The 25,950-nt window shown below is 61.9% G+C and carries 22 protein-coding genes and 1 pseudogene; 15 read left to right on the top strand and 8 right to left on the bottom strand.

The genetic code is table 11. The annotated features are described in order from the left end of the window. The first annotated feature begins 17 nt into the window (after positions 1–17). Together ileS and AB4Z52_RS16585 are read left to right on the top strand one after the other, a co-directional pair. Positions 18–2,915, top strand: coding sequence for an isoleucine--tRNA ligase (ileS, locus tag AB4Z52_RS16590; RefSeq protein WP_442219017.1), 2,898 nt, complete (start codon positions 18–20; stop codon positions 2,913–2,915). 133 nt (positions 2,916–3,048) lie between these two features. Beyond that, positions 3,049–3,675, top strand: coding sequence for a hypothetical protein (locus tag AB4Z52_RS16585; RefSeq protein WP_442219016.1), 627 nt, complete (start codon positions 3,049–3,051; stop codon positions 3,673–3,675). Between the two features lie 30 nt (positions 3,676–3,705). Here the strand turns inward: AB4Z52_RS16585 and AB4Z52_RS16580 are convergent, their stop codons facing one another. Continuing rightward, a complete protein-coding gene (locus tag AB4Z52_RS16580) occupies positions 3,706–4,164 on the bottom strand; it encodes a nucleoside deaminase (RefSeq protein WP_442219015.1) in 459 nt (152 codons plus the stop codon). 86 nt (positions 4,165–4,250) lie between these two features. On the opposite strand from AB4Z52_RS16580, the pseudogene AB4Z52_RS16575 reads away from it, so the two are divergent. The 3 genes and pseudogenes from AB4Z52_RS16575 (at position 4,251) to AB4Z52_RS16565 (ending at position 7,814) form a co-directional block, all read left to right on the top strand. Then, positions 4,251–6,385 (top strand): annotated as a pseudogene (locus AB4Z52_RS16575) (pseudouridine synthase). Continuing rightward, the gene (gene rsmD, locus AB4Z52_RS16570) at positions 6,366–6,926 is read left to right on the top strand and encodes a 16S rRNA (guanine(966)-N(2))-methyltransferase RsmD (protein ID WP_442219014.1); all 561 of its coding nucleotides are present in this window, start codon (positions 6,366–6,368) and stop codon (positions 6,924–6,926) included. The pseudogene AB4Z52_RS16575 and the gene rsmD overlap by 20 nt, the downstream one beginning before the upstream one ends. 24 nt (positions 6,927–6,950) lie before the next feature. Next, the gene (locus AB4Z52_RS16565) at positions 6,951–7,814 is read left to right on the top strand and encodes a patatin-like phospholipase family protein (protein ID WP_442219034.1); all 864 of its coding nucleotides are present in this window, start codon (positions 6,951–6,953) and stop codon (positions 7,812–7,814) included. A gap of 3 nt (positions 7,815–7,817) precedes the next feature. On the opposite strand, the gene AB4Z52_RS16560 is transcribed toward AB4Z52_RS16565, so the two are convergent. Further along, positions 7,818–9,638, bottom strand: a complete 1,821-nt coding sequence (locus AB4Z52_RS16560; RefSeq protein WP_442219013.1) for a monovalent cation:proton antiporter-2 (CPA2) family protein — start codon at positions 9,636–9,638, stop codon at positions 7,818–7,820. 117 nt (positions 9,639–9,755) lie between these two features. Between AB4Z52_RS16560 and AB4Z52_RS16555 the strand changes: the two genes are divergently transcribed. From AB4Z52_RS16555 to lpxK, 6 genes are all read left to right on the top strand, one after another. Then, positions 9,756–11,102: a TldD/PmbA family protein gene (locus tag AB4Z52_RS16555; RefSeq protein ID WP_442219012.1), complete on the top strand. Its 1,347-nt coding sequence runs from the start codon at positions 9,756–9,758 to the stop codon at positions 11,100–11,102. A gap of 22 nt (positions 11,103–11,124) precedes the next feature. Then, positions 11,125–11,934: a 3'(2'),5'-bisphosphate nucleotidase CysQ gene (locus AB4Z52_RS16550; RefSeq protein WP_442219011.1), complete on the top strand. Its 810-nt coding sequence runs from the start codon at positions 11,125–11,127 to the stop codon at positions 11,932–11,934. 61 nt (positions 11,935–11,995) lie between these two features. Beyond that, complete coding sequence (locus tag AB4Z52_RS16545; RefSeq protein WP_442219010.1) at positions 11,996–12,229, top strand: DUF4170 domain-containing protein; 234 nt, start codon at positions 11,996–11,998, stop codon at positions 12,227–12,229. A 196-nt stretch (positions 12,230–12,425) separates the two neighbouring features. After that, positions 12,426–13,748 carry a lipid IV(A) 3-deoxy-D-manno-octulosonic acid transferase gene (gene waaA, locus AB4Z52_RS16540; RefSeq protein WP_442219009.1) on the top strand — a complete coding sequence of 441 codons (1,323 nt, stop codon included), beginning with the start codon at positions 12,426–12,428 and terminating at the stop codon, positions 13,746–13,748. Between the two features lie 48 nt (positions 13,749–13,796). Further along, positions 13,797–14,525 (top strand): HAD family hydrolase, encoded by a 729-nt coding sequence (locus tag AB4Z52_RS16535; protein ID WP_442219008.1) that lies wholly within the window; start codon positions 13,797–13,799, stop codon positions 14,523–14,525. 91 nt (positions 14,526–14,616) lie between these two features. Continuing rightward, positions 14,617–15,660 carry a tetraacyldisaccharide 4'-kinase gene (lpxK, locus tag AB4Z52_RS16530; RefSeq protein WP_442219007.1) on the top strand — a complete coding sequence of 348 codons (1,044 nt, stop codon included), beginning with the start codon at positions 14,617–14,619 and terminating at the stop codon, positions 15,658–15,660. A gap of 3 nt (positions 15,661–15,663) precedes the next feature. Here lpxK and AB4Z52_RS16525 read toward each other — a convergent pair whose 3' ends face one another. Together AB4Z52_RS16525 and mutL are read right to left on the bottom strand one after the other, a co-directional pair. Further along, entirely contained in the window at positions 15,664–15,894 is a 231-nt protein-coding gene (locus AB4Z52_RS16525; RefSeq protein WP_442219006.1) for a DUF2093 domain-containing protein, read from the bottom strand. Between the two features lie 122 nt (positions 15,895–16,016). Beyond that, entirely contained in the window at positions 16,017–17,843 is a 1,827-nt protein-coding gene (mutL, locus tag AB4Z52_RS16520; RefSeq protein ID WP_442219033.1) for a DNA mismatch repair endonuclease MutL, read from the bottom strand. Between the two features lie 321 nt (positions 17,844–18,164). Here mutL and AB4Z52_RS16515 point away from each other — a divergent pair, with 321 nt between their 5' ends. From AB4Z52_RS16515 to AB4Z52_RS16505, 3 genes are all read left to right on the top strand, one after another. Then, positions 18,165–19,916, top strand: coding sequence for a response regulator (locus tag AB4Z52_RS16515; protein ID WP_442219005.1), 1,752 nt, complete (start codon positions 18,165–18,167; stop codon positions 19,914–19,916). A 103-nt stretch (positions 19,917–20,019) separates the two neighbouring features. Further along, a complete protein-coding gene (locus AB4Z52_RS16510; RefSeq protein ID WP_442219004.1) occupies positions 20,020–21,390 on the top strand; it encodes a putative bifunctional diguanylate cyclase/phosphodiesterase in 1,371 nt (456 codons plus the stop codon). A gap of 54 nt (positions 21,391–21,444) precedes the next feature. Continuing rightward, positions 21,445–21,621, top strand: a complete 177-nt coding sequence (locus AB4Z52_RS16505; protein WP_442219003.1) for a hypothetical protein — start codon at positions 21,445–21,447, stop codon at positions 21,619–21,621. A 28-nt stretch (positions 21,622–21,649) separates the two neighbouring features. On the opposite strand, the gene AB4Z52_RS16500 is transcribed toward AB4Z52_RS16505, so the two are convergent. The 4 genes from AB4Z52_RS16500 to AB4Z52_RS16485 are packed head-to-tail and all read right to left on the bottom strand — an operon-like array spanning position 21,650 to position 24,877. Further along, positions 21,650–22,537 carry an SMP-30/gluconolactonase/LRE family protein gene (locus AB4Z52_RS16500; protein ID WP_442219002.1) on the bottom strand — a complete coding sequence of 296 codons (888 nt, stop codon included), beginning with the start codon at positions 22,535–22,537 and terminating at the stop codon, positions 21,650–21,652. Continuing rightward, positions 22,534–23,175, bottom strand: a complete 642-nt coding sequence (locus AB4Z52_RS16495) for a 2-dehydro-3-deoxy-6-phosphogalactonate aldolase (RefSeq protein ID WP_442219001.1) — start codon at positions 23,173–23,175, stop codon at positions 22,534–22,536. Before AB4Z52_RS16495 ends, AB4Z52_RS16500 begins: the two co-directional genes overlap by 4 nt. Then, the gene (locus AB4Z52_RS16490; protein ID WP_442219000.1) at positions 23,172–24,107 is read right to left on the bottom strand and encodes a 2-dehydro-3-deoxygalactonokinase; all 936 of its coding nucleotides are present in this window, start codon (positions 24,105–24,107) and stop codon (positions 23,172–23,174) included. The genes AB4Z52_RS16495 and AB4Z52_RS16490 overlap by 4 nt, the downstream gene beginning before the upstream one ends. After that, positions 24,107–24,877: an SDR family NAD(P)-dependent oxidoreductase gene (locus AB4Z52_RS16485; RefSeq protein ID WP_442218999.1), complete on the bottom strand. Its 771-nt coding sequence runs from the start codon at positions 24,875–24,877 to the stop codon at positions 24,107–24,109. Before AB4Z52_RS16485 ends, AB4Z52_RS16490 begins: the two co-directional genes overlap by 1 nt. Positions 24,878–25,075: 198 nt before the next feature. Here AB4Z52_RS16485 and AB4Z52_RS16480 point away from each other — a divergent pair, with 198 nt between their 5' ends. Next, on the top strand, positions 25,076–25,813 hold the full coding sequence (locus tag AB4Z52_RS16480) for an IclR family transcriptional regulator (RefSeq protein ID WP_442219032.1): 738 nt from the start codon (positions 25,076–25,078) through the stop codon (positions 25,811–25,813). The last annotated feature ends 137 nt before the right edge of the window (positions 25,814–25,950 follow it).

Here is a 25,950-nt window from a genome sequence, read left to right as displayed (position 1 = left end):
AGACGATTGTCAGCACAATGACCGATACCGCCGAAAAGATCGACTATTCAAAGACGCTGTACCTGCCGGAAACCGAATTCCCGATGCGCGCCGGCCTGCCGCAGAAGGAGCCGGAAACTGTTGCCCGTTGGCAGCAGATGGGCCTTTACAAGAAGCTGCGGGCCTCCGCCGCCGGTCGCGAAAAATTCGTGCTCCACGACGGCCCGCCCTATGCCAACGGCAACATCCACATCGGCCATGCGCTGAACAAGATCCTGAAGGACGTCATCACCCGCTCGTTCCAGATGCGCGGCTATGACAGCAATTACGTGCCCGGCTGGGATTGCCACGGCCTGCCGATTGAATGGAAGATCGAGGAAAAATACCGCGAGAAAGGCAAGAATAAGGACGAGGTCCCGGTCAACGAATTCCGCAAGGAATGCCGTGACTTCGCAGCCTCCTGGATCAAGATCCAGTCCGAGGAATTCAAGCGCCTCGGCATCGAGGGCGACTTCGACAATCCCTATACGACGATGGCCTTCCACGCCGAAGCGCGTATCGCCGGCGAACTCCTGAAGATCGCCAAATCGGGCCAGCTCTACCGCGGCTCCAAACCGATCATGTGGTCAGTGGTCGAACGCACGGCGCTGGCCGAAGCCGAGGTTGAGTATCATGACGTCGAGAGCGACGCGATCTGGGTGAAGTTTCCTGTGCTGGAGGGATCGGCACAGGATGCCTGCGTCGTCATCTGGACCACGACCCCCTGGACCATCCCAGGCAACCGGGCGATCGCCTACTCGTCGCGGGTGTCTTACGGCCTCTACGAAGTCAAATCGGCCGAGAATGATTTCGGCCCGCGACCCGGCGAGAAGCTGATCTTTGCGGATAGACTTGCAGAGGAATGCTTTGCCAAGGCCAAGCTCGGGTTCGAGCGACTAGGCGACGTCACCGCTGAAGAACTCGGTGCAATCACCTGCGCCCATCCGCTGGCCTCGCTCGGCTACGACTTCAAGGTTCCGCTTCTCGACGGCGATCATGTCACTGATGATGCCGGCACCGGCTTCGTGCACACGGCGCCGGGTCACGGTCGCGAGGACTTTGACGCCTGGATGTCGGAAGCCCGCAATCTCGAAGCGCGCGGCATCTCCGCTAAGATCCCGTTTACCGTCGACGACGCCGGTTTCTACACGCTCGATGCGCCGGGCTTCGGCCCTGATCGTGCCGACGGCCCCGGCCGCGTCATGGACGACAACGGTAAAAAGGGCAACGCCAACGATCTCGTCATCAAGGCACTGATCGCGACGAACACGCTCTTTGCCCGTGGCCGGCTGAAGCATTCCTATCCGCATTCCTGGCGCTCCAAGAAGCCGGTGATCTTCCGCAATACGCCGCAATGGTTCGTCTACATGGACAAAGACCTGTCCGATGGCACGACGCTGCGCAATCGCGCCCTCAGCGCCATCGACGAGACCCGCTTCGTGCCCGCCGCCGGCCAGAATCGCCTGCGGGCCATGATCGAGCAGCGTCCGGATTGGGTGCTCTCGCGCCAGCGCGCCTGGGGTGTGCCGATCGCGATCTTTGCCGACGAGCATGGCGAAGTGCTGATCGACGATGCCGTCAACCGGCGCATCCTGGATGCCTTCGAAAAGGAGGGCGCCGACGCCTGGTTTGCCGATGGCGCCAAGGAGCGCTTCCTTGGCAACGACCACGACCATTCCAAGTGGAAGCAGGTCATGGACATCCTCGACGTCTGGTTCGATTCCGGCTCGACCCATACCTTCACGCTGGAAGACCGGCCTGACCTGAAATGGCCGGCGGACGTCTACCTCGAAGGCTCGGATCAACACCGCGGCTGGTTCCACTCGTCGCTGCTCGAAAGCTGCGCGACGCGCGGCCGTGCGCCCTATAACGCCGTCGTCACCCATGGTTTCACCATGGATGAGAAGGGCGAGAAGATGTCGAAGTCGAAGGGCAACGTCGTTGCCCCGCAGGATGTCATGAAGGATGCCGGTGCCGATATCCTGAGGCTCTGGGTGATGACGACGGACTATTGGGAAGATCAGCGGCTCGGCAAGGCGATCATCCAGACCAATGTCGATGCCTATCGTAAGCTTCGCAACACCATCCGCTGGATGCTCGGCACGCTGGCCCACGACACCGGCGAGGTCTTTGCCCTTGCCGACATGCCGGAGCTGGAGCAGCTGATGCTGCATCGGCTGTCCGAGCTCGATCAGATCGTGCGCGAAGGCTACGACGCTTTCGAGTTCAAGAAGATCGCCCGCACGCTCATCGATTTTTCCAATGTCGAGCTTTCGGCATTTTATTTCGATGTGCGCAAGGATGCACTCTATTGTGATGCGCCGTCGAGCCTGCGCCGTCGGGCAAGCCTTGCCGTTATCCGCCAGATCTTCGAGTGTATGGTGACCTGGCTTGCGCCGATGCTGCCGTTCACGACGGAGGAGGCTTGGCTGTCGCGCAATCCGTCCGCCGTCTCGGTTCATCTCGAACAGTTTCCGATTGTTCCGGCAGACTGGAAGAACGACGCACTGGCCGAGAAGTGGCGGAAGATCCGCGAAGTCCGCAAGGTGGTCACCGGCGCGCTTGAAATCGAGCGCAAGGACAAGCATATCGGCTCGTCGCTCGAGGCGGCACCCGTCGTCCATATCGCCGATCCCGAGCTGCTGAAGGCCATTGAAGGCGAGGATTTCTCCGAGATCTGCATCACCTCGGGGACCACGATTGAGCCGACCGAAGGCCCGACGGAGGCATTCCGGCTGCCTGAGGTATCGCGCGTCAGTGTCGTAACGAAGCTTGCCGAAGGCACCAAATGCGCCCGCTCTTGGCGGATCACCACCGATGTCGGCTCCGACCCCGCCTATCCCGATGTTTCGGCCCGTGATGCAGCTGCGCTGCGTGAATTGGGCGGCATTCGTTGAAGAAAATTACCGGATGAATTGCGTTATATCAGTTCATCCGGTAAAAGCTGCCTGAAATTGGCCGGATTTTTGCGCCACTGGCGTTAGCACGGCGATGGGATCGAACGCACCGGCCTGGCTGGGAAGGGTTTTCATGATAGCGATGCATAAGGTTCGTGTAGGCGTCAGCTTGGCGGCGCTCGTGGCGTGCTGCGGGTTGATTTCCGGCTGCATGAGCAGCCCGACCTACGGTACCGGCAAAACGTCAGGCGAACAGCTCTTCGACGATATCACCGACATTGCCTCCGTCTCGGCCATGACGCCGAAGGACAAGGGCGTTACCTACCCTGCGCGTCCGGGTCTCGTCGTGCCGGCTGCCAACGATCGCGAAAACCTGACGCAGCCGCAGCAGTCCCTTGCCAGCAAGGACAATCCGAATTGGGTCGAATCGCCGGAAGATGCGCGCAAGCGTCTGGCTGACGAGGCCGAAGCGAACAAGCACAACGTCAACTATCGCTCGCCGCTGGCTGCAGCCGACAGTGGACGCAACCGGGTGACCGATGCGCAGCAGACCGCTGCCTACCGCGCAGCTCGCCAGGATCAGGACGGCACTTACAATGAGCGCCGCTATCTGGTCGACCCACCGCAGGCATATCGCCAGGTTTCCGATCCCGCAGCCCTCAACGATGTCGGGACGCCCGAATCGAAGAAGGAAAAGAAGCGCAAGAAGGACGCCGAGGCCGCTCAGCAGTCCAGCACCTGGTGGAAGCCTTGGCAGTAAGGCGATAGCTTCGTATCCCCTCGGTTTGCATCAGCCTTCCGTTCTTTTCATTTGAAAAAACGCCGTCAAGAGATCGCCGGCGTCCTTCTCGGCAAGTCCCGAATAGACCTCCGGCGCGTGATGGCAGGTCGGCTGGCCGAAGAACCGCACGCCGTTGTCGACCGCCCCGCCTTTTGGATCCTCGGCGCCGTAATAGAGCCGGCGAATGCGCGCAAACGAGATCGCTGCCGCGCACATCGTGCAGGGCTCCAGCGTCACGTAGAGATCGGCACCGGTAAGCCGCTCCTGCCCAAGTGCTGAACAGGCCATGCGAATCGCGGCGATTTCGGCATGGGCGGTGACATCGTTGAGTTCGCGGGTGCGATTGCCTGCCTTGCCGATGACGACATTGTCACGGACGACGACGGCGCCGATCGGCACCTCATCCCGGGTACCGGCCGCGCGCGCCTCGGCAAGCGCCAGCTCCATGAAGTGATTTGTCTTCGTCATCCAAGATTTTCCACTTAACCGCAGCGGCGTGACCTGATAGGACACGCCAAAGGCCATTTGGGTCTAAAAATTCAGGCAAACAGCAAATGACATTCAATGACAAGCCCAGACGGCCTGGGTCCAAGCCCTTTGTTGGCGGCAAGCCGGGCAAGCCGAGGGCGAAAAGCGCCGAGGCAAAGCCGGTGAGAGCCCCGTCCACCAAGCCCGCCGCCGCCTTTGCGGAAGGTGCGGAGCGCATCTCCAAGGTGATGGCGCGTGCAGGCGTCGCCTCGCGTCGCGACATCGAGCGGATGATTACCGAAGGCCGCGTCAAGCTCAACGGTGTTCTCCTCGACAGCCCCGTCGTCAACGTCATGCTGACGGACAAGATCGAAGTCGACGGCGTACCGATCCGCGGCATCGAGCGCACACGCCTCTGGCTCTACCATAAGCCGGCCGGCCTGGTGACGACGAATTCCGATCCGGAAGGCCGCGCCACGGTTTTTGACAACCTGCCGGACGACCTGCCGCGCGTCATGTCGATCGGCCGGTTGGATATCAATACCGAAGGCCTGTTGCTTTTGACCAATGACGGCGGGCTTGCCCGCGTCCTGGAATTGCCGACCACCGGCTGGTTGCGGCGCTACCGCGTTCGCGCCCACGGCGAGATCGATCAGGACGCGCTCGACAAGCTGAAGGAAGGCATCGCCGTCGACGGCGTGCTCTACGGCTCGATCGAGGCGACGCTCGACCGCACCCAGGGGTCCAACGTCTGGATCACCATGGGCCTGCGCGAAGGCAAGAACCGCGAGATCAAGAACGTGCTCGGTGCGATGGGCCTCGAAGTCAACCGCCTGATCCGCATATCCTACGGTCCGTTCCAGCTCGGCGAACTGCCGGAAAGCGACGTCATCGAAGTCCGAGGCCGCACGCTGCGCGACCAGCTCGGGCCGCGCCTCGTCGAGGATGCCAAGGCGAATTTCGACGCGCCGATTTACAATGTGCCTGCTATCTCGGTCGATGACGACGAAGACGACGTCAGGTCCGAACGCGCGCCGCAGCGCGAAGAGTGGGTCAAGCATGACAAGCCCGGCGACAAGCGCGAGCGCGCCCTTGGCCGCCTCGACACCAAGCGCGACGACAGTCGCAAGGATGGCCCCCGCAAAGACGGCCCGCGCAAGGAAGGTGGTCGCAAGGACGACGACCGGCCGAAGCGCGCCCCGCTGACGACCCCGCGCCGCAGCGCCAATGTCTGGATGGCGCCCGGCGCCCGCCCGCTCGGCGAAAAGGCAGCGATCAAAGCCGCCAAGACCCTTGAGAAGTACGGCCCCTCAAAGCGCGGCCCGCGTGACAAGCCCGGCTCCGATCGGCCCGACACCGGTCCGCGCGTTCGCGTCAATCGCATCGACGATGCCGAGGGCGAATGGATCCGCGCCAGCGACGTCTCTGAGGAAAAGGGCGCCGGCTTCGGCCGCAAACGCTCCGACGGCGACCGTCCAAGAGGCGACCGTCCGCAGGGTGATCGCCCTCCTCGGAGCGATAAGCCGTTTGGCGACCGTCCCCGCGGCGATAGGCCTGCCGGTGACCGGCCGGCTCGTTCGTTCTCCGATCGCCCACGCGGCGACCGGCCGCAAAGCGATCGTCCTCGTGGTGAAAAGCCCTATGGCGACAAACCACGCAGCCCGGGCAGGCCGCGCGCCGAGGGCGATGAACGTCCCCGCGCCAAGCCGTTCCGGGCCGACAGCCGTTCTGCCGACGCCCCTCGTGGAGAACGCGCCTTCGGTGATCGTCTCAGGAGCGACCGCCCACAGGGTGACCGTCCGCCACGTGGAGACAGGGCGCAAGGCGAACGCCCGCGCTCGGCTCGCCCGCCAGGCGATCGTAAGCCCTTCGGCGATCGTCCCCGGGGCGACAAACCGTTCGGTGGTGAGCGCAGGCCGAGAGCAGAGGGCGACGAGCGTCCGCGCGCAAGAGCTTTCGACGGCGAGCAGCGCTCCGAGCGGCCGAAAGGCGAGAAACCAGCCGGCGAGCGGTCCTATGGCGACAAGCCGACGGGCAGGCCTTCCAGCGGGCGGCCGGCTGGGAAGTCCTTTGGCGGCAAGCCTGGCGGAAAGCCGGGTGCAAGAGGCTTTTCCGGCAAGCCGCGCGGCGAGGGTGGCGGTGGCCGTCCCTCCGGCGGAGCACCGCGAGGCGGGCCAAAGGGCAAAAGGGGCTGATGCGCGGTGCGAATAGTCGGCGGTGAGTTTCGCGGGCGGTCTCTAGCCGTGCCAAAGTCCAATGACATCCGGCCGACGGCCGACCGGACACGCGAGAGCCTATTCAATATTCTGAGCCACGCCTATCCCGAAGCCATCGACGGCACACGGATGATGGACATCTTCGCCGGCACCGGCGCTGTCGGTCTTGAGGGCGCATCGCGGGGTTGCCGCCATGTGCTCTTCGTCGAAAGTAGCGTCGAGGGCCGGGGCTTGCTTTGGGAAAATATCGATACGCTCGGTCTGCATGGCCGCACGCGGATCCTCAGGCGCGATGCGACTGATCTTGGCAGCGTCGGCAATCTCGAGCCTTTCCATCTGCTCTTTGCCGACCCGCCCTATGGGCAGGGCCTGGGAGAAAGGGCATTTGCGGCGGCGGCCGGCGGCGGCTGGCTGGTGCCGGGGGCGCTGGCGATCCTTGAAGAGCGGGCCGACGTGGTCGTCGACCTGCCTCCTGTCTATCTGTTTCTCGAAGTCCGGACGTTCGGCGACAGCAAGATGCATTTCTATCGCTATCAACCGGTGTGAGCGTCAATGACCAGAGGGGATAGGATGGTCGATGAGGTGAAGCCCGCGCAAAGTCTCCAGCAGGCGGTCGCAAGTGGGCCGTCCGTGGCGGTGGCCTTCGGCGGCGGCGGAGCGCGCGGCCTGTCGCATATCCATATCATCGAGGCGCTGGACGAACTTGGCATCCGGCCTATCGCCATTGCCGGCTCATCGATCGGCGCCATCATGGGCGCCGGCATGGCCTCGGGAATGACCGGCGTTGAAATCCGCGATTACGTGCTGGCGGGCATCGGCAACAAGACCGCCGTCGCCAACAAGATCTGGAGCCTCAGGCCCGCCTCGATGCGCGGCTTCAGGCTTGGCCAGTTCAATCTCGAACGTGTGCTCCATACCTTCCTCCCGCCTGAGATTCCCGAGGAATTTTCCGGCCTGCAGATCCCACTGAAGGTGACGACAACCGACTACTACGGACAGTCGGAAGTCGTCATCGAGGACGGCGATCTCGTCGAGGCGCTCGCGGCGTCCGCGGCCATTCCGGCGGTGTTCATGCCCGTCCGGATGCACGGCCGGGTGATGATCGACGGCGGCATCAGCAATCCCGTTCCCTATGAACATCTGATGGGCCTTGCCGACATCGTCATCGGCGTCGATGTTGTCGGCGCCCCAGATGGCGACGGCACGCATATCCCAAACCGCATGGAGAGCCTGTTCGGCTCCGGCCAGTTGATGATGCAGACGGCGATTGCCTTGAAGCTCAGGCTGCAAACGCCGCATATCTTCCTCTGCCCGCCGGTCGGGCGCATCGGCGTCATGGATTTCCTGAAGGCCCGCGACATCCTGGCCATGTCCGCCGGCATCAAGGACGAACTGAAATTCGCCCTCGACGCCATCATCACGACGCGCTGTTAAACCCTAAACTCTGGCCGGCTCCTCCTGCGCGGGGGCTGAAAGTCCGTCGCTGTCGTCGAATATTTCCATCTGCCGTTTTGGCTTGACCAGCGGCTCGGGCCTGACGGGCTTCGAAAACAACATGTCGCGTCCAGCAGTGATGCCTTCCGTCGTCTGCAGCAGCAACCGCTGTTCGTCACGCCTGCGGATGTCTTCCTGAATGGCAATGGCATCGGCCTCGCCAACGCCAAGCGCCTCCAGCGTCATCCGGCCGAAAAGCAGGCCGGATTCCAGCGTTTCGCGCAGCTCGTAATCGACGCCGCGATTTCTGAGCGCGATCGAGTGGATGCGGTCGTAGCTGCGCACGAAGATGCGGGCATGTGGATAGTCGGTCTGCACCAGTTCCACTACCCGGTCGGTGATCTCTTGCTTGTGGGTGCAGACCACCACGATTTTTGCCCTATCGATGCCGGCCGATCGCAGCACGTCCTTACGGGTGCCGTCGCCGAAATAGATGCGGAAACCGAAGCCGGAAGCTTGGCGAATGCGGTCGGCGGAATAGTCGATAACGGTAACTTCCCGCCCGCCTGCGAGCAGGATCTGTGCCGCGATCTGGCCGAAGCGCGAAAAGCCCACCATCAGCACGTCGGCGCCCGCACCCTCGAAATCCTCGTCCAGCTCCTCATGGGCCTCGTCGCTGAGCAGGCGTTTGGAAAGCGCGACGCCAAGCGGGGTCAGTGCCATCGAGAGGGTGACGATGGCAATCAGCAGCGACGCGGTGCTGTCGGAGAGAAGCCCGCCGGTAGCACTAGCCGTGCTGAAGAGCACGAAGCCGAATTCCCCACCCTGGGGCAGCAGGAAGGCGATGCGGACCGCATCATTGTGCGAAGAGCCGGACATGCGGCAGATGCCGTATATGATCACCGCCTTGACGATCATGACGACAGGCACGGCAAGGATGACGAACAGGACGTTGTGATAGATAACGTCAAGCTGCAGCGACAGTCCGACCGCAATGAAGAAGATCGCCAGCAACACGCCGCGGAATGGTTCGATATCAGCCTCCAGTTCGTGGCGATAGGATGATTCCGCCAGCATGACGCCGGAAAGAAACGCGCCCATTGCCATCGATAATCCGGCCATCTGCATCAGCGTCGCCGAACCGAGCACCACGAAAAGGGCTGCCGCAATCATCGCCTCGCGGGCGCCTGTGCGGGCGATGATCTGGAAGAGCGGCGTCAATAGATAGCGGCCGGCAACGATCATTGCGGCGACCGCGGCAACGGCGACGCCCAGATCCTTGAGCGGGCTTGCCGCTTCCTTCGGCCCATCGAGCACGGTGATCAGCGCCAGCAGCGGCACGATCGCCAGGTCCTGGAAGAGCAGCATCGAAAACGAGCGTTGGCCGTAGCGGGTGTTGACGTCTCCCTGCTCCTCGAGAATCTGCATGGAGAAAGCGGTGGAAGACAGCGCCAGACCGAAGCCGGCGACGATGCTGCCGCGCCAGTCGGTCACGCCGCTGAGATAGGCAATTGCAGTCAGCGCGAGCCCGCTGAGGACCACCTGCGCCGAGCCCAGCCCGAAGATGTCGCGGCGCATCTGCCAGAGGCGCGACGGCTTCAATTCCAGTCCGATGATGAACAGCAGGAAAACGACGCCGAGTTCAGCCACGCCGAGCACGGCTTCGCCATCAGCGATGCCGTGCAGCACCGGGCCGATCATCACGCCGGCAGCGAGATAGCCGAGCACGGTGCCGAGCCCGAGCTTCTTGAAGATCGGCGCGGTGACGACCGCGCCGCCAAGCAGCAGCAGCGTTTCCGTGAAGAAGGCGTTGGGCGCTGACATCGTCTGTTTCTTTCCATGGGAAGGCAGTGCATATGGGCATAGGTCAAGAATCGACATGCTCGGCCTTGATGCTTTCGATAGTGCACAATAAATGGAACGCGAAGGAAAGGCCAAATCATGTCCTCTGAAATCGTATCCGCGACGCTTCTTTCCCGGGCTTCACAGTTGGTCGATCTAGCGCGCAAGGCAGGCGCCGATGCGGCGGACGCCGTCGTCGTTCGCTCAAGATCGCAATCGGTCAGCGTCCGCCTCGGCAAGGTCGAGGGGACGGAGTCGTCCGAGAGCGATGATTTTTCCCTCCGCGTCTTCGTTGGAAACAGGGTAGCGAGCGTGTCGGCCAATCCGGGTTTCGACCTCACGATCCTTGCCGAACGGGCCGTCGCGATGGCCAAGGTGTCCCCGGAGGATCCCTATGCCTGCCTTGCCAACGAGGCGGATCTCGCCCGCAGCTTTGCCGACCTCGATCTTTTCGACCCGACCGAGGTGTCTGCCGACCAATTGCGCGACGCCTCGCTTGCGATGGAAGAGGCAGCACTTGCCGTACCCGGCGTCAGCAATTCGTCCGGCTCAGGCGCTTCCGCCGGCATGGGCGGCCTTGTCCTCGTCACCTCGCACGGCTTCGAAGGCAGCTATATGGGATCGCGTTTCAGCCGCTCGGTCAGCGTCATATCGGGCGAAGGCACCGGCATGGAGCGCGATTATGATTTCGACAGCCGCCTCTATTTCGCCGATCTCGATGCACCGGAAGATATCGGCCGCCGGGCCGGCGAACGCGTCGTCAAGCGCGTCAATCCGCGTCAGGTCCCGACAGGCCGCGATCTGACCGTCGTCTTCGATCCGCGTGTTGCCAGAGGGTTTGCCGGTCATATCGCCGGCGCCATCAATGGCGCGTCGGTTGCCCGCAAGTCGAGCTTCCTGCGCGACAAGATGGGCCAGCAGGTGCTGAAATCCGGCCTGTCGATTACGGACGATCCGCTGATCGTCCGCGGTTCGGCCTCGCGCCCCTTCGATGGGGAAGGCGTCACCGGCAAGCGGCTGGTGATGATCGAGGACGGTGTTCTGAAGCATTGGTTCCTGTCCACCTCGACCGGTCGTGAGATCGGCATGGAAACCAACGGCCGCGGCGTGCGCGGCGGTACGACGGTAACCCCCGGCTCGACCAACCTGGCGCTCGAACCCGGCGATATCTCGCCGGAAGAGCTGATCCGCAGCGTCGGCACCGGCTTCTATGTGACCGAGGTGATCGGTCAGGGCGTCAACATGATCACCGGCGAATACTCTCGCGGCGCCACCGGCTTCTGGATCGAAAACGGCGAGCCGACCTTTGCCGTGTCGGAAGTGACGATCGCGTCCAATCTCAAAGACATGTTCATGCGCGTCACGCCGGCAAACGACATCGATCGCACCTTTGGAACGGCAGCGCCTACGCTTGCCATCGAGGGAATGACCCTGGCCGGGCTGTGATCCGGAGACTGGATTTTTTGCCATGAGCGATATCGAAGCGGCCGGCTGGCAGTGCGATCTCGACCTGATCGCCGATGCGGCAAAGCAGGCCGGAGCCGTCGCCCTGAGCTTCTTTCACCAGTCGCCGGAGGTGTGGTGGAAGAATGAGGGCCGCTCACCCGTCAGCGCGGCGGATTTTGCCGCCAACGAGACGCTCGGCTCTATACTGATGCCAGCTCGGCCGGAGTATGGCTGGCTCTCGGAAGAGACCGACGACGATCCGGTCCGGCTTGAGCGGGAGACCGTCTTCGTGGTCGACCCGATCGACGGGACCCGCGGCTTCCTTGCAGGCATGCCGACCTGGTGTGTCAGCGTCGCGGTGGTGCGCAACGGCCGGCCGGTCGCCGGCGTGCTCTATGCTCCGGCGCTCGACGAATTGTATCTCGCGCAGGTTCATGGGCCGGCGCTCAAGAACGGAGTGGAAATCTCCGTCTCCAATGCCGGCGAACACGCGATCCAGCGGCTTGCGACTGCCGAGGAGATGTTGACGGGCTTCGAGCCGGGCTTCCGCAAGACCGTCGAGCGCGTCAAGCATGTGCCGTCACTTGCCTATAGGCTCGCCATGGTGGCGGATGGTCGCCTGGAAGGAACACTGGTCAAGCGCGACAGCCATGATTGGGACCTGGCTGCTGCTGATCTCATCCTTGAACGGGCAGGCGGCGCCCTCGTCGATCTAGCCGGCGATCGCCTGATCTACAACAGGCCGAGCGTCAGCCACGGAGAGCTTTGCGGCGCTCCTGTAGCGCATATGCCGGCGTTTTTACACCAGCTCTCCTACCGACGAGACAGTTGACCTTTTGGTTAAAATCCCTCAGATGAATGACCGAGGGGGGAGACTTGAGAAAGAGACGATAATGACTGGTTCCAGCGGTAAAAAGCAGCTTTTGCACCTCGTATTCGGTGGCGAACTCGAGAGCCTCGACGAGATCGAATTTCGTGATCTGAAGGACCTCGATATTGTCGGCATCTACCCCGACTATGCGAGCGCTCACGTCGCCTGGAAGGCCAAGGCGCAGCAGACCGTTGACAATGCCCATATGCGTTACTTCATCGTACACATGCACCGCTTGCTCGACCCGGAAAATTAAATCGGCTGTAAAAGGCTGACTTTTGCCTCATTGATGTCAGAAATAGCCATTGGGACAGGCGTCACGCTTCGCCGTCCGCCCGTCCTGTTCCGTGCTGTTTCCATTGCATGCCGAACAAAGAATTCGGGCTTTCCGATAACAATAAAAACTGGGACTTGGCTTTGATGACGATCACTAAGGATCGGAGGCGTTCAATATGAGCAGCCTGAGGGCGCGCGTCGCCTTGAGTGCCTACCGATGGGCGGGCCTTGCGATCTATCCGTTGATCAGCCCCTATCTGACCTTTCGAGCCGCCAAGGGCAAGGAAGAACGCGCCCGGCGTCTAGAACGTTTCGGCTATGCCAGCGCCAATCGTCCGCAAGGACCGCTGGTCTGGATCCATGCCGCAAGCGTCGGCGAGACCATGGCAGTCATTCCGCTGATCCGCGAAATCCGCCGCCGCGATATCCATGTGCTGCTGACGACGGGAACAATCACCTCTGCCAAGTTGGCAAATGAGCGGCTCGGCGATGAAGCGATCCATCAATATGTACCTCTCGATCTCAAGCCGGCGATCAGTCGTTTCCTCGAATATTGGCAACCCGATTGCGCCATCGTCGCGGAATCGGAGATCTGGCCGATGACGATCATCGAACTCGAAGATCGGCACATCCCGCAGATCCTCGTCAACGCCCGCATGTCCGACCGGTCTTTCGCCCGCTGGCAGCGGCGGCCGTCCCTGTCCGAGGCGCTTTTCGGTAGCCTGGCCCTTGTCATCGCCCAGTCCGATCTCGACGCAGAGCGGTTCCGCGATCTTGGCGCGCTGCAGGTGATGAAGTCCGGCAATCTCAAGGTTGACACCGACGCGCCGCCTTACGACGCGGCCGTTTTTGCGCGATACATGAAGCAGATCGGCAATCGCAAGACCTGGGCTGCTGTCTCCACCTTCGATGGAGAGGAAAATGCGGCGGCAATCGTCCACCAGGCCTTGACGGAACGCACCGATCAACTGACGATCATCGTTCCGCGCCATCCAGAACGCTGCGACGAAATCGAAGCCAAGCTCGTGGCGCAAGGCCTGAAGGTGGCGCGGCGCACCCGCGAGGATGCGCTGACGCCGGATGTCGACATCTTCCTCGGCGATACGATCGGCGAGATGGGCCTCTATCTCCGAATGACGGAAGTCGCATTCGTCGGTCGTTCGCTATTTGAGAGCAAGGGCGGCCAGAACCCGCTCGAGCCGGCGATGCTTGGATGCGCTGTGCTCTCCGGCGGCCACGTGCAGAATTTCCGAGAGGCCTACCAGCGCCTGGCGCGCAGTGGCAGTGCCCGTCTAGTCCGCGACACAGATATGCTGACCAAGGGCGTCTACTATTTGCTGACAAACGACGACGTACGTCGCTCGACGATCGATGCGGGCTTTGCTGCCGTGCAAGAAATGCGCGGCGCACTGGCGGCGACGGTCAAGGGGCTGGAGCCCTACATCAACCCGCTGACGGTCAAGGCGAGGCTGCTGCCGAAAACGGTTGCCCAGGCCTGATGTCCAAAGTCTGAGAGACAGCGAAATCCGGGATACAAGGAACATGGAATGGCGGGCGACAAGCTGACGACGATCAAGGGCATCCTGTTCGACAAGGACGGCACTCTGCTCGACTATGATGCCAGCTGGCTGCCAGTGAACCGCGAACTAGCAAGCATCGCGGCACAGGGCGACAAGGCACTTGCCGACCGGCTGCTCGTCGCCTGCGGCATGGATCCCGTGACCGGTCATATCGTGCCGGACAGCCTTCTTGCGGCCGGCAACACCAGGCAGATTTCCGAAGGGCTGATCGCTGCCGGCTCGACCATGGAGATCGGCGAGCTGACGGCGCGGCTCGATGCGCTTTTCTCCCATGCCGCCGACCTTTCGGTGCCGGTCACTGATCTTGCCGCGTTCTTCAAACGACTGCACGATAGGGGCTACAAGCTCGGGGTGGCCTCCAGCGACAACGAGCGCTCGATCCGCCATATCGCCAAGCGCTTCGGTTTCATCGACTACATCGACTATGTCGCAGGCTACGACAGTGGCTTCGGCACCAAGCCGGAACCCGGCATGGTGCTCGGTTTCTGCAAGGCGACGGGGCTTCGGCCGGACGAGGTTGCCGTCGTCGGCGACAACAATCACGACCTGCATATGGGCCACAATGCCGGCGTCGGCCTGAAGGTTGCGGTGCTGACCGGAACCGGCTCGCGCGCAACACTGATGGCCGCCTCCGACCATTGCCTCAACGACATCACCGAGCTTGAAGACCTGTTGCCTTCGCTTCAACCGGCCTGACCGGCTAAACTCTTGCTTTTTCTGCCGATATGCCCTTTTGTGCGGCGCTGTTGGACTTTTCCAGGCAGGCGATCGGGCGGGAACATAACGGATGATATCGGAAGCACCGCCGTTCTGGTGGACAAGGCCCGATTGGCGCGCCTGGGGGCTCTGGCCCTTTTCCTTCGTTTACGGCCGCATCGCCGGCTACCGCATGGCCCATGCCCGCCGCGCCTCGGTGCCGGTGCCGGTGATATGCATCGGCAATTTCACTGTCGGCGGCGCCGGCAAGACCCCGACGGCCCTGACGATCGCCCGTGCTGCCAGGGAGATGGGCCTGAAGCCCGGCTTCCTCAGCCGCGGCTATGGTGGCTCCCTCGATGTCACGACAGTGGTCGATCCGGCCCATCACTATGCAACCGCGGTTGGCGACGAACCCCTGTTGCTGGCAAGGGAGGCCCTGACAGTCATTTCGCGGCGCCGCGTCGAAGGCGCTCAAAGGCTCGTCAAGGAGGGCGCCGACCTCATCATCATGGATGATGGCTTTCAAAGCGCACGGCTGGTGCTGGATTACGCGCTGGTTGTCATCGATACTGCGCGCGGCACTGGAAACGGCCACATGGTGCCGGGAGGGCCGGTTCGCGCGCCGATCCGCGAGCAGCTCCGCCAGGCCTCTGCGCTCTTGAAGGTCGGCAACGGCAATGCCGCCGATGCCATCGTCCGGCAGGCGGCAAGAGCCGGAAAGCCGTTTTTCACCTCGTCGCTGAAGGTCCGCGGGCAGGAGGATCTGGCAGGCAAAAAGATCCTCGCCTTTGCCGGCATCGCCGATCCGCAGAAATTCTTCAAAACGGTGGATGGGCTCGGCGCCACGATCGTCGTTCACCGGTCTTTCGGCGATCACCAGCATCTGAGCGAGGACGAGATCATCGATATGTTGGAAGCTGCGGACCGGGAGGGGCTCGACATCGTCACGACATCGAAGGATTTCGTCCGCCTCGTAGGGCATCACGGCCGGGCGGAGGAGCTGTTGCGCCGTTGCCGCGTTGTCGAGGTCGACATGACCTTCACCGATCATCGCGCTCCGCGCCTGATTATCGAGCGCGCCATCGTCGCCTGCCGCGAACGCCGGTTGAAGGAAAGCCGAAAGACGACTTGAAGTTCAGCGCTGCTGGTTGGGCAGGATGCCGGCGCGCTTGTCGGCTTCGAGCGACAGGATGACATCCGCATAGGCTTCCTGGCGGGCAACGCTCCAATAGCGAAGTTCGTCGAGCGGGATCTGCTTGCCCGACATGGCGCAGATCACATAGGAGCCGGGAGCGAGGATCTGGAAATCGCCGTCGAGATAGCGGACTTTCGCCTCACGGTTCCCATGTCCCTCGAAAAGATTCATCGCAGTCGCTCTCCTGACGCCAATCGCTTGGGTACTGCCGCTTAGCCGCCACGCTTGAAAAGCGAGGGGCGCTGCAGTCACCCGCCTGCCATACTCCGGCGGGCGGTATATTTCCAGTTTTTTCAGCTCCGCCCGAACAGCCGTTCGATATCGGACAGCTTCAACTCTATATAGGTCGGCCGCCCGTGATTGCACTGTCCCGAACCGGGTGTCGCCTCCATTTGTCTCAGCAGCGCGTTCATCTCCTCCGGCCTCATCCGCCGGCCGGAGCGCACCGACCCGTGGCAAGCCATCGTGGCTGCGACATGTTCGAGCTTGGCGCCAAGCCCGGACGCCGTATCCCATTCGGCGATTTCGTCAGCAAGCTGGCGGATCAGCCCCTGCGCATCGACCTCGCCGAGCATTGCCGGCGTCTCGCGTACCGCGATGGCGCCTGGACCAAAACGTTCGATCGCCAGGCCCAGATCGGAGAGCCCCTCCGCATGCATCATCAGCCGGTCGCAATCTTCCTCAGGAAGATCGATGATCTCGGGAATAAGCAGCACCTGCGACGGCATTCGCTTCGAATGCAGTGCCTTGCGCATCTCCTCGAACACCAGCCGCTCGTGCGCCGCATGCTGATCAACGATGACAAGCCCGTTTTCGGTCTGGGAGATGATGTAGTTCTCGTGGATCTGGGCGCGGGCAGCACCCAGTGGAAATTGCGCGGGCTCGGCCAGTGAGCGATGCGGCTGCTCCAGCACGGTCTCCGCCCGCGCCGTCGGCATTGCCAGGCCGTCGAATGAAGCCTGCGGCTGTTCTGCAAATCCCGCGGAGGGGGTGTTCGCCGCCTCATACCGATAGGGCCGCGACGGCGACGTTTCAGCCGTCCAGATGCCGCTTGCCGATGAAGCGCGGTAGCCTGGATGAAACCCGGCCTGGAAAGCGCGGATCATGCCATCGGCGCCGGTGGTTGCCGACCTGTCGCCCTCGCGGGCAAGCGCCTCGCGGATTGCACCGACGATCAACCCGCGGACGAGACCCGGATCGCGGAAGCGCACGTCGGATTTTGCCGGGTGGACATTGACGTCGACCAGCGCTGGATCGAGCGTGATCGAGAGGACCGCGACGGGGAAACGCCCCGAGGGTATGGTTTCGGCGTAGGCGCCGCGAATTGCCGAGAGAACCTGCTTGTCCTGCACCGGCCGGCCGTTGACGAAAGCGTATTGATGGGCCGAATTGCCCCGGTTGAAGGTCGGAACGCCGACAAAGCCGGTCAGGCGCACATCCTCGCGGACAGCGTCCAGCGCGATTGCATTGTCCTTGAAATCCTTGCCGAGCACCTGCGCCATGCGGGAAAGGTGGTCGTCGCCGGTCGAGGCGAATTCCAGCGTCGAACGATCGCTGCCCGACAGGACGAAGCGGACATGCGGAAAGGCGATCGCCATCCGTTTGACGACTTCGGTGATGGCCGCCGCCTCGGCCTTCTCGGTCTTCAGGAACTTCAGCCGCGCTGGTGTCGCGAAGAACAGGTCGCGCACTTCGACGATCGTCCCGGCATTGGCAGCAGCCGGGCGAAAATGCAGCACCTTGCCGCCGGCAACCGCGATCTCCGCGCCGCCGTCGCCATCCGCGCGCCTGCTCGCGATCGACAGCCGCGCGACAGAGCCGATCGACGGCAGCGCCTCGCCGCGAAAGCCGAGTGTGCGGATGTCGTCGAGATTATCGGATATCTTCGAGGTGCAGTGGCGCCGGACGGCAAGTTCCAGATCGGCATGGTTCATGCCGGCGCCGTTGTCGCTGACGCGCAACAACGCCTTGCCGCCGCCGGCCGTCGCGATCTCGATCCGGGTCGCACCCGCGTCGATCGCGTTTTCGATCAGTTCCTTGGCAGCGCTTGCCGGCCGCTCGATGACTTCGCCGGCAGCGATCTGGTTGATGAGTGTCTCGGAGAGCTGTCTGATGGCCATCATGCCATTTTCGAGGATTCGTGGCGGAGATGGAAGAGCAAACCGTGACGCTCCGCCGGATACCACCCGGTTATTGCAGCTTCCTCCGATTAATCTCGCCTTAAGACAAAACTGGCACCTTGCGTTGATATCTACTTGGAATGATCGCAGGCAGTGCACCCGCACGCTTACGGCCCGTGGCGGAAAGCTGGATGCCGCCATATCCACGGCCGGCATATGCCTGTTTCAAGTCTCCGTCCCAGCATGCGTCACTTGGTTCCATCCCGGGCCCATCAGCCCAGGACTTTGCGCATATACCGGATAGATGTGGTAATCCAACCTATGACCGCCGGTATTGAGGAGGCAACTCTGTCATTGGTGAATGGAGATTTGTCTCCCGACGATAATTTGCAAGCCGCTCTGTTCGATGCGGTCTGCGAAGGTCTTTCGACCGCCGTCGTCGTCTATGACAAGAACGACATCGTGCTTTTTGCCAGCCGTCAGGTTCTGAATTTCTTTCCCATTCCGCCGCAATTCCTGCGCCCTTCCACGCGCCTGCGGGACTTTCTCGGCGCCGTCTTCGACACCGGTATTCGCCATATCGACGCCCAGGCGAACGGCGGATCGGTCTCGCGCGACGATTGGGTTTCGCAGAAAATCGCCTCACACTGGCGCGAACGCTTCGATAGCAGTGAGCGATACGGAGTCGATCGCTGGGTCCGCTTCGTCAAGCGCCGGCTGCCGAGCGGCTTCGGCATCTGCATCATCTCCGATATCTCGGAGGAAAAGAAGCGCGAGGAGCAGTGGCGCATCGACCTCGAACGGGTGCAGTTGACCGAGGATATCCTCGACAACCTGCCGTTCCCGCTTTTCGTCAAGGATCGCAACATGACCTATGTCGCGGTCAACAAGGCCTTTTGCGACAAGTACCAGAAGGCGCCCGACGAAATCCTAGGGCGCAAGGGGACCGACCTCTTTTCGAGGGATGTCGCCAGCCGTTATGAGGAGAGCGATCGACACGTGATCGAGACGGGCGAAATGTCGATCTCTCGCCAACGCCAGATCGCCCGCAACGGCATCGAGCGCGACGTCGTTACACGCAAGCTTCGCATCGGCAAACCGGGCCGCTATTATCTGGTCGCCAGCATGCAGGATCTGCCGAAGGACGGCATGGATAGCGACGAATTTGCCTTGGCCTCCGAGATCAAGACATCCGGCGACCAATCCTATAAGCGCGCCTATGTTCCTGTCTCCGCCTTGCAGGCCGCGGCTCGCAAGCCGTTGCCAATGGAGACTTTCGTTCCCGAGAATTTTACCGGTCGCAAGATTTTGCTCGTGACGGCCGATCTGGCCGCTGAGTCTTCCGCCATGAAGATGCTTGCCAGATACGGCTTCGAGGCCTGTTCCGTCCGCGACGAGAACGAGGAGGCTGCCTTTCTCGATATCGCCCGTGCCAATGGCATCCACATCGACCTTGTTGTCGCCGATAACCAAATGGGCGCGCTCTGCATCGAACTCGCCGAGCGTCAGAACGTCCCCGCCTTGCTGGTCGACGGCTTCCAACTGGCCAACGAACTCGCATTCCTGATCGCCCGCCATTTCAATCGCAGCCGGCGTGGCGGCGGGGACGGGCCGGGTACAGGCCCCGGCGGCGATGCGATCGACCGACCGATCGCTGCCGAAACTGCTGCAGGCAATATCCAGGTTCTCGTCGCCGAGGACAACGACGTCAACCAGATCGTGTTTTCGCAGATACTTGAGAGTTTGGGGTATAGCTACAGGATTGCCGCTACGGGTGACGAGGCGGTGCATCTATGGACGGAATACCGCCCCGAGATCGTGCTGATGGACATCTCACTGCCAGGCATCGACGGTTTCGAGGCTGCACGGATGATCCGGCTGATAGAAGAAGATGGTCCGAGAACCCCGATCATCGGGGTTCTGAGCCACGCCTTCGAGAGCGACAGGAGCGCATGCATGGCCGCCGGGATGGACGGCGTTATCTTGAAACCGGTCAGCCCCGATATGTTGGAAACGGTCTTTCAAAAACACATGCGCGACAGCGACAACAGGCTGCGGCAACGCGCCGTTTAGCGCGTCAACCCCCTAATATTGGGGCAATATTTGAGCATTCTAACGCTCTCTCCGCTATCCCTTTTTTAAGACTTGACCGCCATTCTTTCCGCAAGGTGGGAAAATGTCGGAACTGATAATGAAATCGCCGGAAGTACCGTTTACGCCAGTCAGTCAGAACGAACTGCAGGCGATGGCTTATACCGATCCGCTGACTGGACTGGGCAACCGCTATAGGATGCGCGACAAGGTGCGGCTCCTATCTGCGGAGCGCGCCAGCGATCCGGCGCCGTTCACCATCGGTATTGCCAATCTTGACGCCTTCAAGCCGATCAACGATCTGTTTGGCGCCGATGCCGGCGACGAAATCCTCTGCCAAGTCGCCCATCGCCTCAAAGCCTGCATTCCCGACGGCGCCGTCGTCACACGTCACGAGGGCGACGAATTCGCCTTCGTGCTGCCGCTGGTTTTTGAGCGCGTCGGTGCCGAAAAATTCGGGCAGATGATCCGCGAAGTCCTGTCGGCGCCCTACGATCTCGGCGACCGGAACGTCCGGCTCTCGGCCTCCTTCGGCTTTTCGATCTATCCTTTTGCCGGCGGCGAGTTCGAGGATCTACTGAAAAACGCCGAAACCGCTCTCTATCGCTCAAAGCGCCGCGGCCGCGGCCAGATCACCGTCTATTCGAAGGAGATCGCCCAGGAAATGAAGCGCGCGACGCAGCTCGAGCAGGCGCTGCGCAACGCCATCATATCAGACGCGATCGACGTTCATTTCCAGCCGATCGTCTCGCTGGCCACCAGCATGACCCTCGGCTTCGAGGCATTGGCTCGCTGGAACGATCCCGATCTGGGCTTCGTGTCGCCGGCCGTCTTCGTCCCGCTGGCCGAGGAGCGCGGCTTCATCGACGCGCTTTCCGAAACGCTTCTGCGCAAGGCCGCCGAGGCGGCCCTGTCCTGGCCGCGCGAGCTGTTTCTCTCCTTCAACCTCTCATCGGCACAACTGATGGATCCGGGCACCAGCAGCAGCATTCTTGCCATCCTCGGTCGCGTCGGCCTTGATCCGCGTCGGCTTGATCTGGAGATCACCGAGACTGCTGTCATGAGCTCGGACGATACCGCCCATCGCATTATCGGCGACCTGCGCGCCGCCGGCGTGCGCATTTCGCTCGACGACTTCGGCACTGGTCAGTCCAGCCTTGGGCGCCTGCGCGAATTCATCTTCGACAAGGTGAAGATCGACCAGGCCTTCGTGTCGAGGATCAATTCCGACCGCACCTCGGAACATATCATCAAGGCGATCCTTGCCATGTGCGAGGGCTTGGACCTGCAGGTCGTCGCCGAAGGCATCGAGGACAGCACGCAGGCTGCCAAGCTTCGCGCGCTCGGCTGCGGCATGGGCCAGGGCTATTATTTCGGCAGGCCGGTGGACGGCTTGGCAACGCTGCGTTTTCTCCAGGAAAACTATTACGAGCACGGGGGACGCATCACCGCCTGACACAAAAAAACGGCGGCCTGGGGGCGGTCGAGTTTGCCTTCATCAAGCGTTCCGGTGCGTTATTTCGTCGTGGAGCCGGTTGACGTGGTATCGGTTGCCGGCGCCATGCCCGGGGCTCCGAAAAAAATGACGCAAAATGAAAGCGGGATTTCCGCCATTGCAATGATTCGTAAGGGGAAAATCAGGGGGTGGGCGGCGGTAGGCAAGCACCGCTCGACGGTGGCGGAATGATCATTCCCGCCACCGTCGGTGGTTGATTTCACATCGCAAAGGCAGGGTCGAACAGGCCCTTCACGGTGATCCCGAGTTCGAGCAGCGCACCGGCCTGCGGTTGCATCGAGCGGGCGCTTTCGTCAAGTCCTTCCCAGGCGGTGGTGACCACCAGGCGGTCGGCATTCCTGCCGATGAAGGCCGGGCAGGAGGGCTGCATTGCGGGCACGCGGTAGCGCTCGATGCGCAAGCCGTCGGGGCTGTAGCGATCGACGAAGCCGGAGCCCCATCGCGCGTTCCAGATATAGCCGTCGGCATCGCAGACCGACCCGTCGATGCCGCCTGCATCTTCCATGCTGTCGACCAATACGGTCGGTTCTCCGGCCGGGAGCCCCGTCGATGGGTCGACAAGCACCCGCATCAGGCGGCTGATCCTGGTATCGGTGAAATAGCCGAAAGAACCATCGGGCGAAAAGCAGATCGAGTTCGGGATACTGATCCCGTCGAAGATCTTGGTCACGCGGCCGTTGGCGACATGGTAGATGGCGCCGGCCTGCATTTCGGCACGCTTGCCCATCGTGCTGATCCAAAGCGCGCCCGATATATGGGTGCGTCCGTCGTTAGAGCGGTTCTCCGGCTTGTCGGCCTCGAGCGCCGCATAGAAGGTGAGGGCGCCTGTCGCGACATCGCGGATGAAAAGCCCTTGCTCCGTCGCCAGAAGTTGCCGTTCGGCGTCGACCCGGGCAAGCACACTTGCCATCATCGGCAGGTTGTGAACCGCCTTCTTGCCGGTTTCGAGGTTCAGCTCGTGCATTTCCTTTCCAAGGATATTGAACCACCAGACCGTGTCCGTGTCGGGATCATAGGTCGGTCCTTCACCCAGCACGGATGATGTGTTGCAAAGGATCTCCCCCTTGAAGTCATGGATATCGGTCATCTGCTTGAGGCTCCTATTGCAGCGTCATAGGCGTAAATGGTTACCTTGGCGCGCTCGGCAACCTCCAAAGCAGTCATTCCCGGCTTATAAAGGCTGGTCCCGAGACCGAAGGCGAGAATGCCGGCCTTGGTGTAGTCGGCGAAATTCTTGTCCGAAACGCCCCCGACGGCGGCAATCACCAGTTCGGGTGGCAGGACGGCGCGGATCGCGTTGATGCCGGACGCGCCGAGCGCGCTTGCGGGGAAAAACTTCAGCCCGGTGGCACCTGCGCGGGCGGCCGACAAGGCCTCGGTCGCCGTGAAAACACCCGGCATCGTCACCATGCCGAGATCACGACCACGGCTGATGACGGCAGGCTCGACGTTCGGCGTCACCAGCAGTTTTCCACCGGCCGCGTCGAGCCGATCGACGTCCTCGACGGTCAGCACCGTGCCCGCGCCGATCAGGCAATCCGCCGGCGCCATTTTGGCTGCCATCGCAATCGAGCGGAATGCTTCGGGCGAATTCAGCGGAATTTCGATCGCGGTCATGCCGCTTTCGATCAAGGCGCCGACCACGCCTTCGGTTTCCTCCGGCTTGATGCCGCGAAGGATGGCAATCAGCGGACGTTTCATCGGCGGGAAGGGAATGCGGGTCATGCGCTTCTTCTTTCGTCATTCAGCCAGATCGCCTTGGCAGCGGCGGAGAGCCCGCGGCGGACGGCGGCGTCGGCATCGATGGTCTGGTAGGGGAGGGACAATATATGGAAGGCACTTTCATAAAGCGCCTGCAGGCGGCCGGATGCGACGAGCGTGATGGCGGTACCCTTGCCAACATTCAAAATCGCGCCGGCAATCTCGGCGCCGATCAATGTTCCCGAGATGCGAGCCTGCGCGCCAACTGCAGTCAGGCCGTGCAGTAGTTGGCCGGCGCGGGCGCCGAAGATCAGGCTGGTGGCAAGCGCAGGCTGATCGAAGGCGGCCTTGACCGCGGCCTCGAGCGCATCGGCGTCCGCCGGCATTGCCTCCGCGCCGGTGACGGCATGCGAAAGAATGCTGTGCCTGGTGATGACGTCGAACAATTCGCCGGTCATGAAGGTCGAAAACCCGGTAACCACCCCGTCGACGACGCGAACCCATTTGGAATGCGTGCCGGGCATGCAGACGATCTGCTCACCATGGGCATCAGCGGCGATCGCCCCGAGGAGCTGGGTCTCCTCTCCGCGCATAACGTCGGGGGCTTGCTTCGACCGTTGCGCCAGGCCGGGAAGGATCCGAACGTCGCGCTTCTGTCCCGGCACTGAAACGGCTCCAGTCAAGATCGCTGACAATAAGGTCGGCGTGTCGAGATAGCCGGCCTCGACCCAGCCCTGCCGGGCGCCAGCCATGCCGCAGACGATAACAGGGATGCCGTCGGGAGCGAAGAGGGCGGAAAGATGCGATTCCAGCACCTCGGCAAAGCCGGTGCTCGCTGCCGTGGTCATTCCTTCGCTGCTTCTGCGTTCGCTAAGGACCGTGCCATCCTCGTCAATCAACCACAGCCGAAAACTGCTGGTGCCCCAATCCACCGCTGCATATGCGGGTCTTCCCATCAGAAAATGCCTCCATCTACGATAATCGATTGTGCCGTGATGCTGGCCGAGCAGTCGGAGGCGAGAAACAAGGCCGGGCCGACAAGGTCGTGGGCGTTCAAGACGCGCTTCAGGCATTGCCGGTCGACCGTCCTTGCGATGCTCTCGACCGTCAGCCAGAGTTCCCTTTGCCGATCGGTGACGATCATGCCGGGAAGGATGGCGTTGACGCGGATGTTCTCCGGCCCTAGCCGCCCGGCCATGCTCTTGGTCAGTCCGACAAGGCCGGCCTTGGCTGTTGCGTAGACCGAAAGGTCCGGCTTGTTCATCTTGAAGACGATCGACGACAGGTTGATGATCGAACCGCCGCCCGCCGCCCGCATCAGCGGCGCCACCGCCTGCGATACGAAGAACACCTGCTTGAGGTTGATTGCCTGGCTTTCGTCCCAATAGCTCTCCGTGACCGTGTCGAAATCGTGCCGGTCGTCCCATCCGGCATTGTTGACGAGCACGCGTACTGTGTCGAAATCGGATTCTATCGCGGCAACCGTGCTGCGAACCGAGCCGACGTCGCGCAGGTCCGTATGATAGAAAGAGACGGGATGCGCCGAGGTTTCCGACAGCCGCTTGGCAAGGGCTCGGCCTTCGAGCTCGGCGATATCGATGAAGGCAACCTTCGCGCCCTGTTGCGCGAACCCTTTGACCAGCGCCGCGCCGATGCCCGACGCGCCGCCTGTTATGAGGACGGCACGATCTTTCAAATCGGAAAACTGTGCTGAAAGCTGGGCCACGTTGATCTCCCTCTTTCGCGATCGACGATTCGATCTCGCTGTTCCATTATTTGGAACTGAATTTGACTATATGGAATTATCGGGTTAGGCTGATAGTCTGTCAAGCGCAGGGCTGGAGCATTTGAGTTGAACCCGAGGCAAGGCAAGACGGTGGCAGGCATCGCGCGAGCGCGTGAAACCGGGACGCTTGGAAAGCTGATGGCGCTGCTCGATGTTGTAGCATTGTCGGATAGTCCGATGCGATTTACCGATATATTGGCACGCTCGAACCAGCCGCGGGGGACCCTGCATCGGCAATTGACGCATCTGGCGGAGGAAGGCCTGCTCGAGATTGACCGCGATGGCCGATATCTCCCGGGCATGCGCCTTTTGCATCTTGCGTCGCACAGCTGGTCGCGCAATCAGTTTCGCACGCTCGCCGAGCCGCATTTGCGCAAATTGCAGGAGCAGACCGGCGAGACCGTACATCTCGGCGTGCTGCGAGGCGCGGAGGTGATCTACCTCGACAAGGTCGAGGGTCGTCAATCGGTGCGCATGTATTCGCAGATAGGCAACGCGTCTCCGGCCTATTGCACCGGCGTCGGCAAGGCGGCGCTATCGACCATGGACGATCTGAGCCTGCACCGCCTTGTCGATACGCTTGTTTTCCACCCCTTCACCGAACACACGCACCTGTCGGCCGCCTCGCTCCTTGCCGACATCCATGCGGCAAGGCAGTTGGGTCATACCTTCGATCGCGAAGAGCATGAGCAGGGAATATGCTGTGTCGCCGCGCCCATCCGCTCGGACGCCCATGATGTCCTTGCCGGAGTGTCCGTGACGGGGCCGGCCTATAGGTTGACGGTGGAAAAGCTCTCGGAATATGCGCCGCTCGTGCGCGCTGCGGCAGCCACCATCACTGCGGATTTACATGCGCGTCTGGGACCGCGAGGCTAGCACCTCCCGGAATTCCCCTCTGCGACAATTGAAGCCTTGCACTCGTATTTAAAGCGCTTTTGTGGATATTGCCGGTTGAGATTCTTGGACAGATAGCCATTTACGTCTAACGCTTGTCGCGAGGTTAGGCTACACCC

Origin of the sequence: Rhizobium sp. 2YAF20 (assembly GCF_052114685.1) — a bacterium.
GTDB lineage: Bacteria > Pseudomonadota > Alphaproteobacteria > Rhizobiales > Rhizobiaceae > Rhizobium.
The sequence above is the reverse complement of the archived record's forward strand: the minus strand, read 5'-3'. Positions and strand labels throughout refer to the sequence as shown.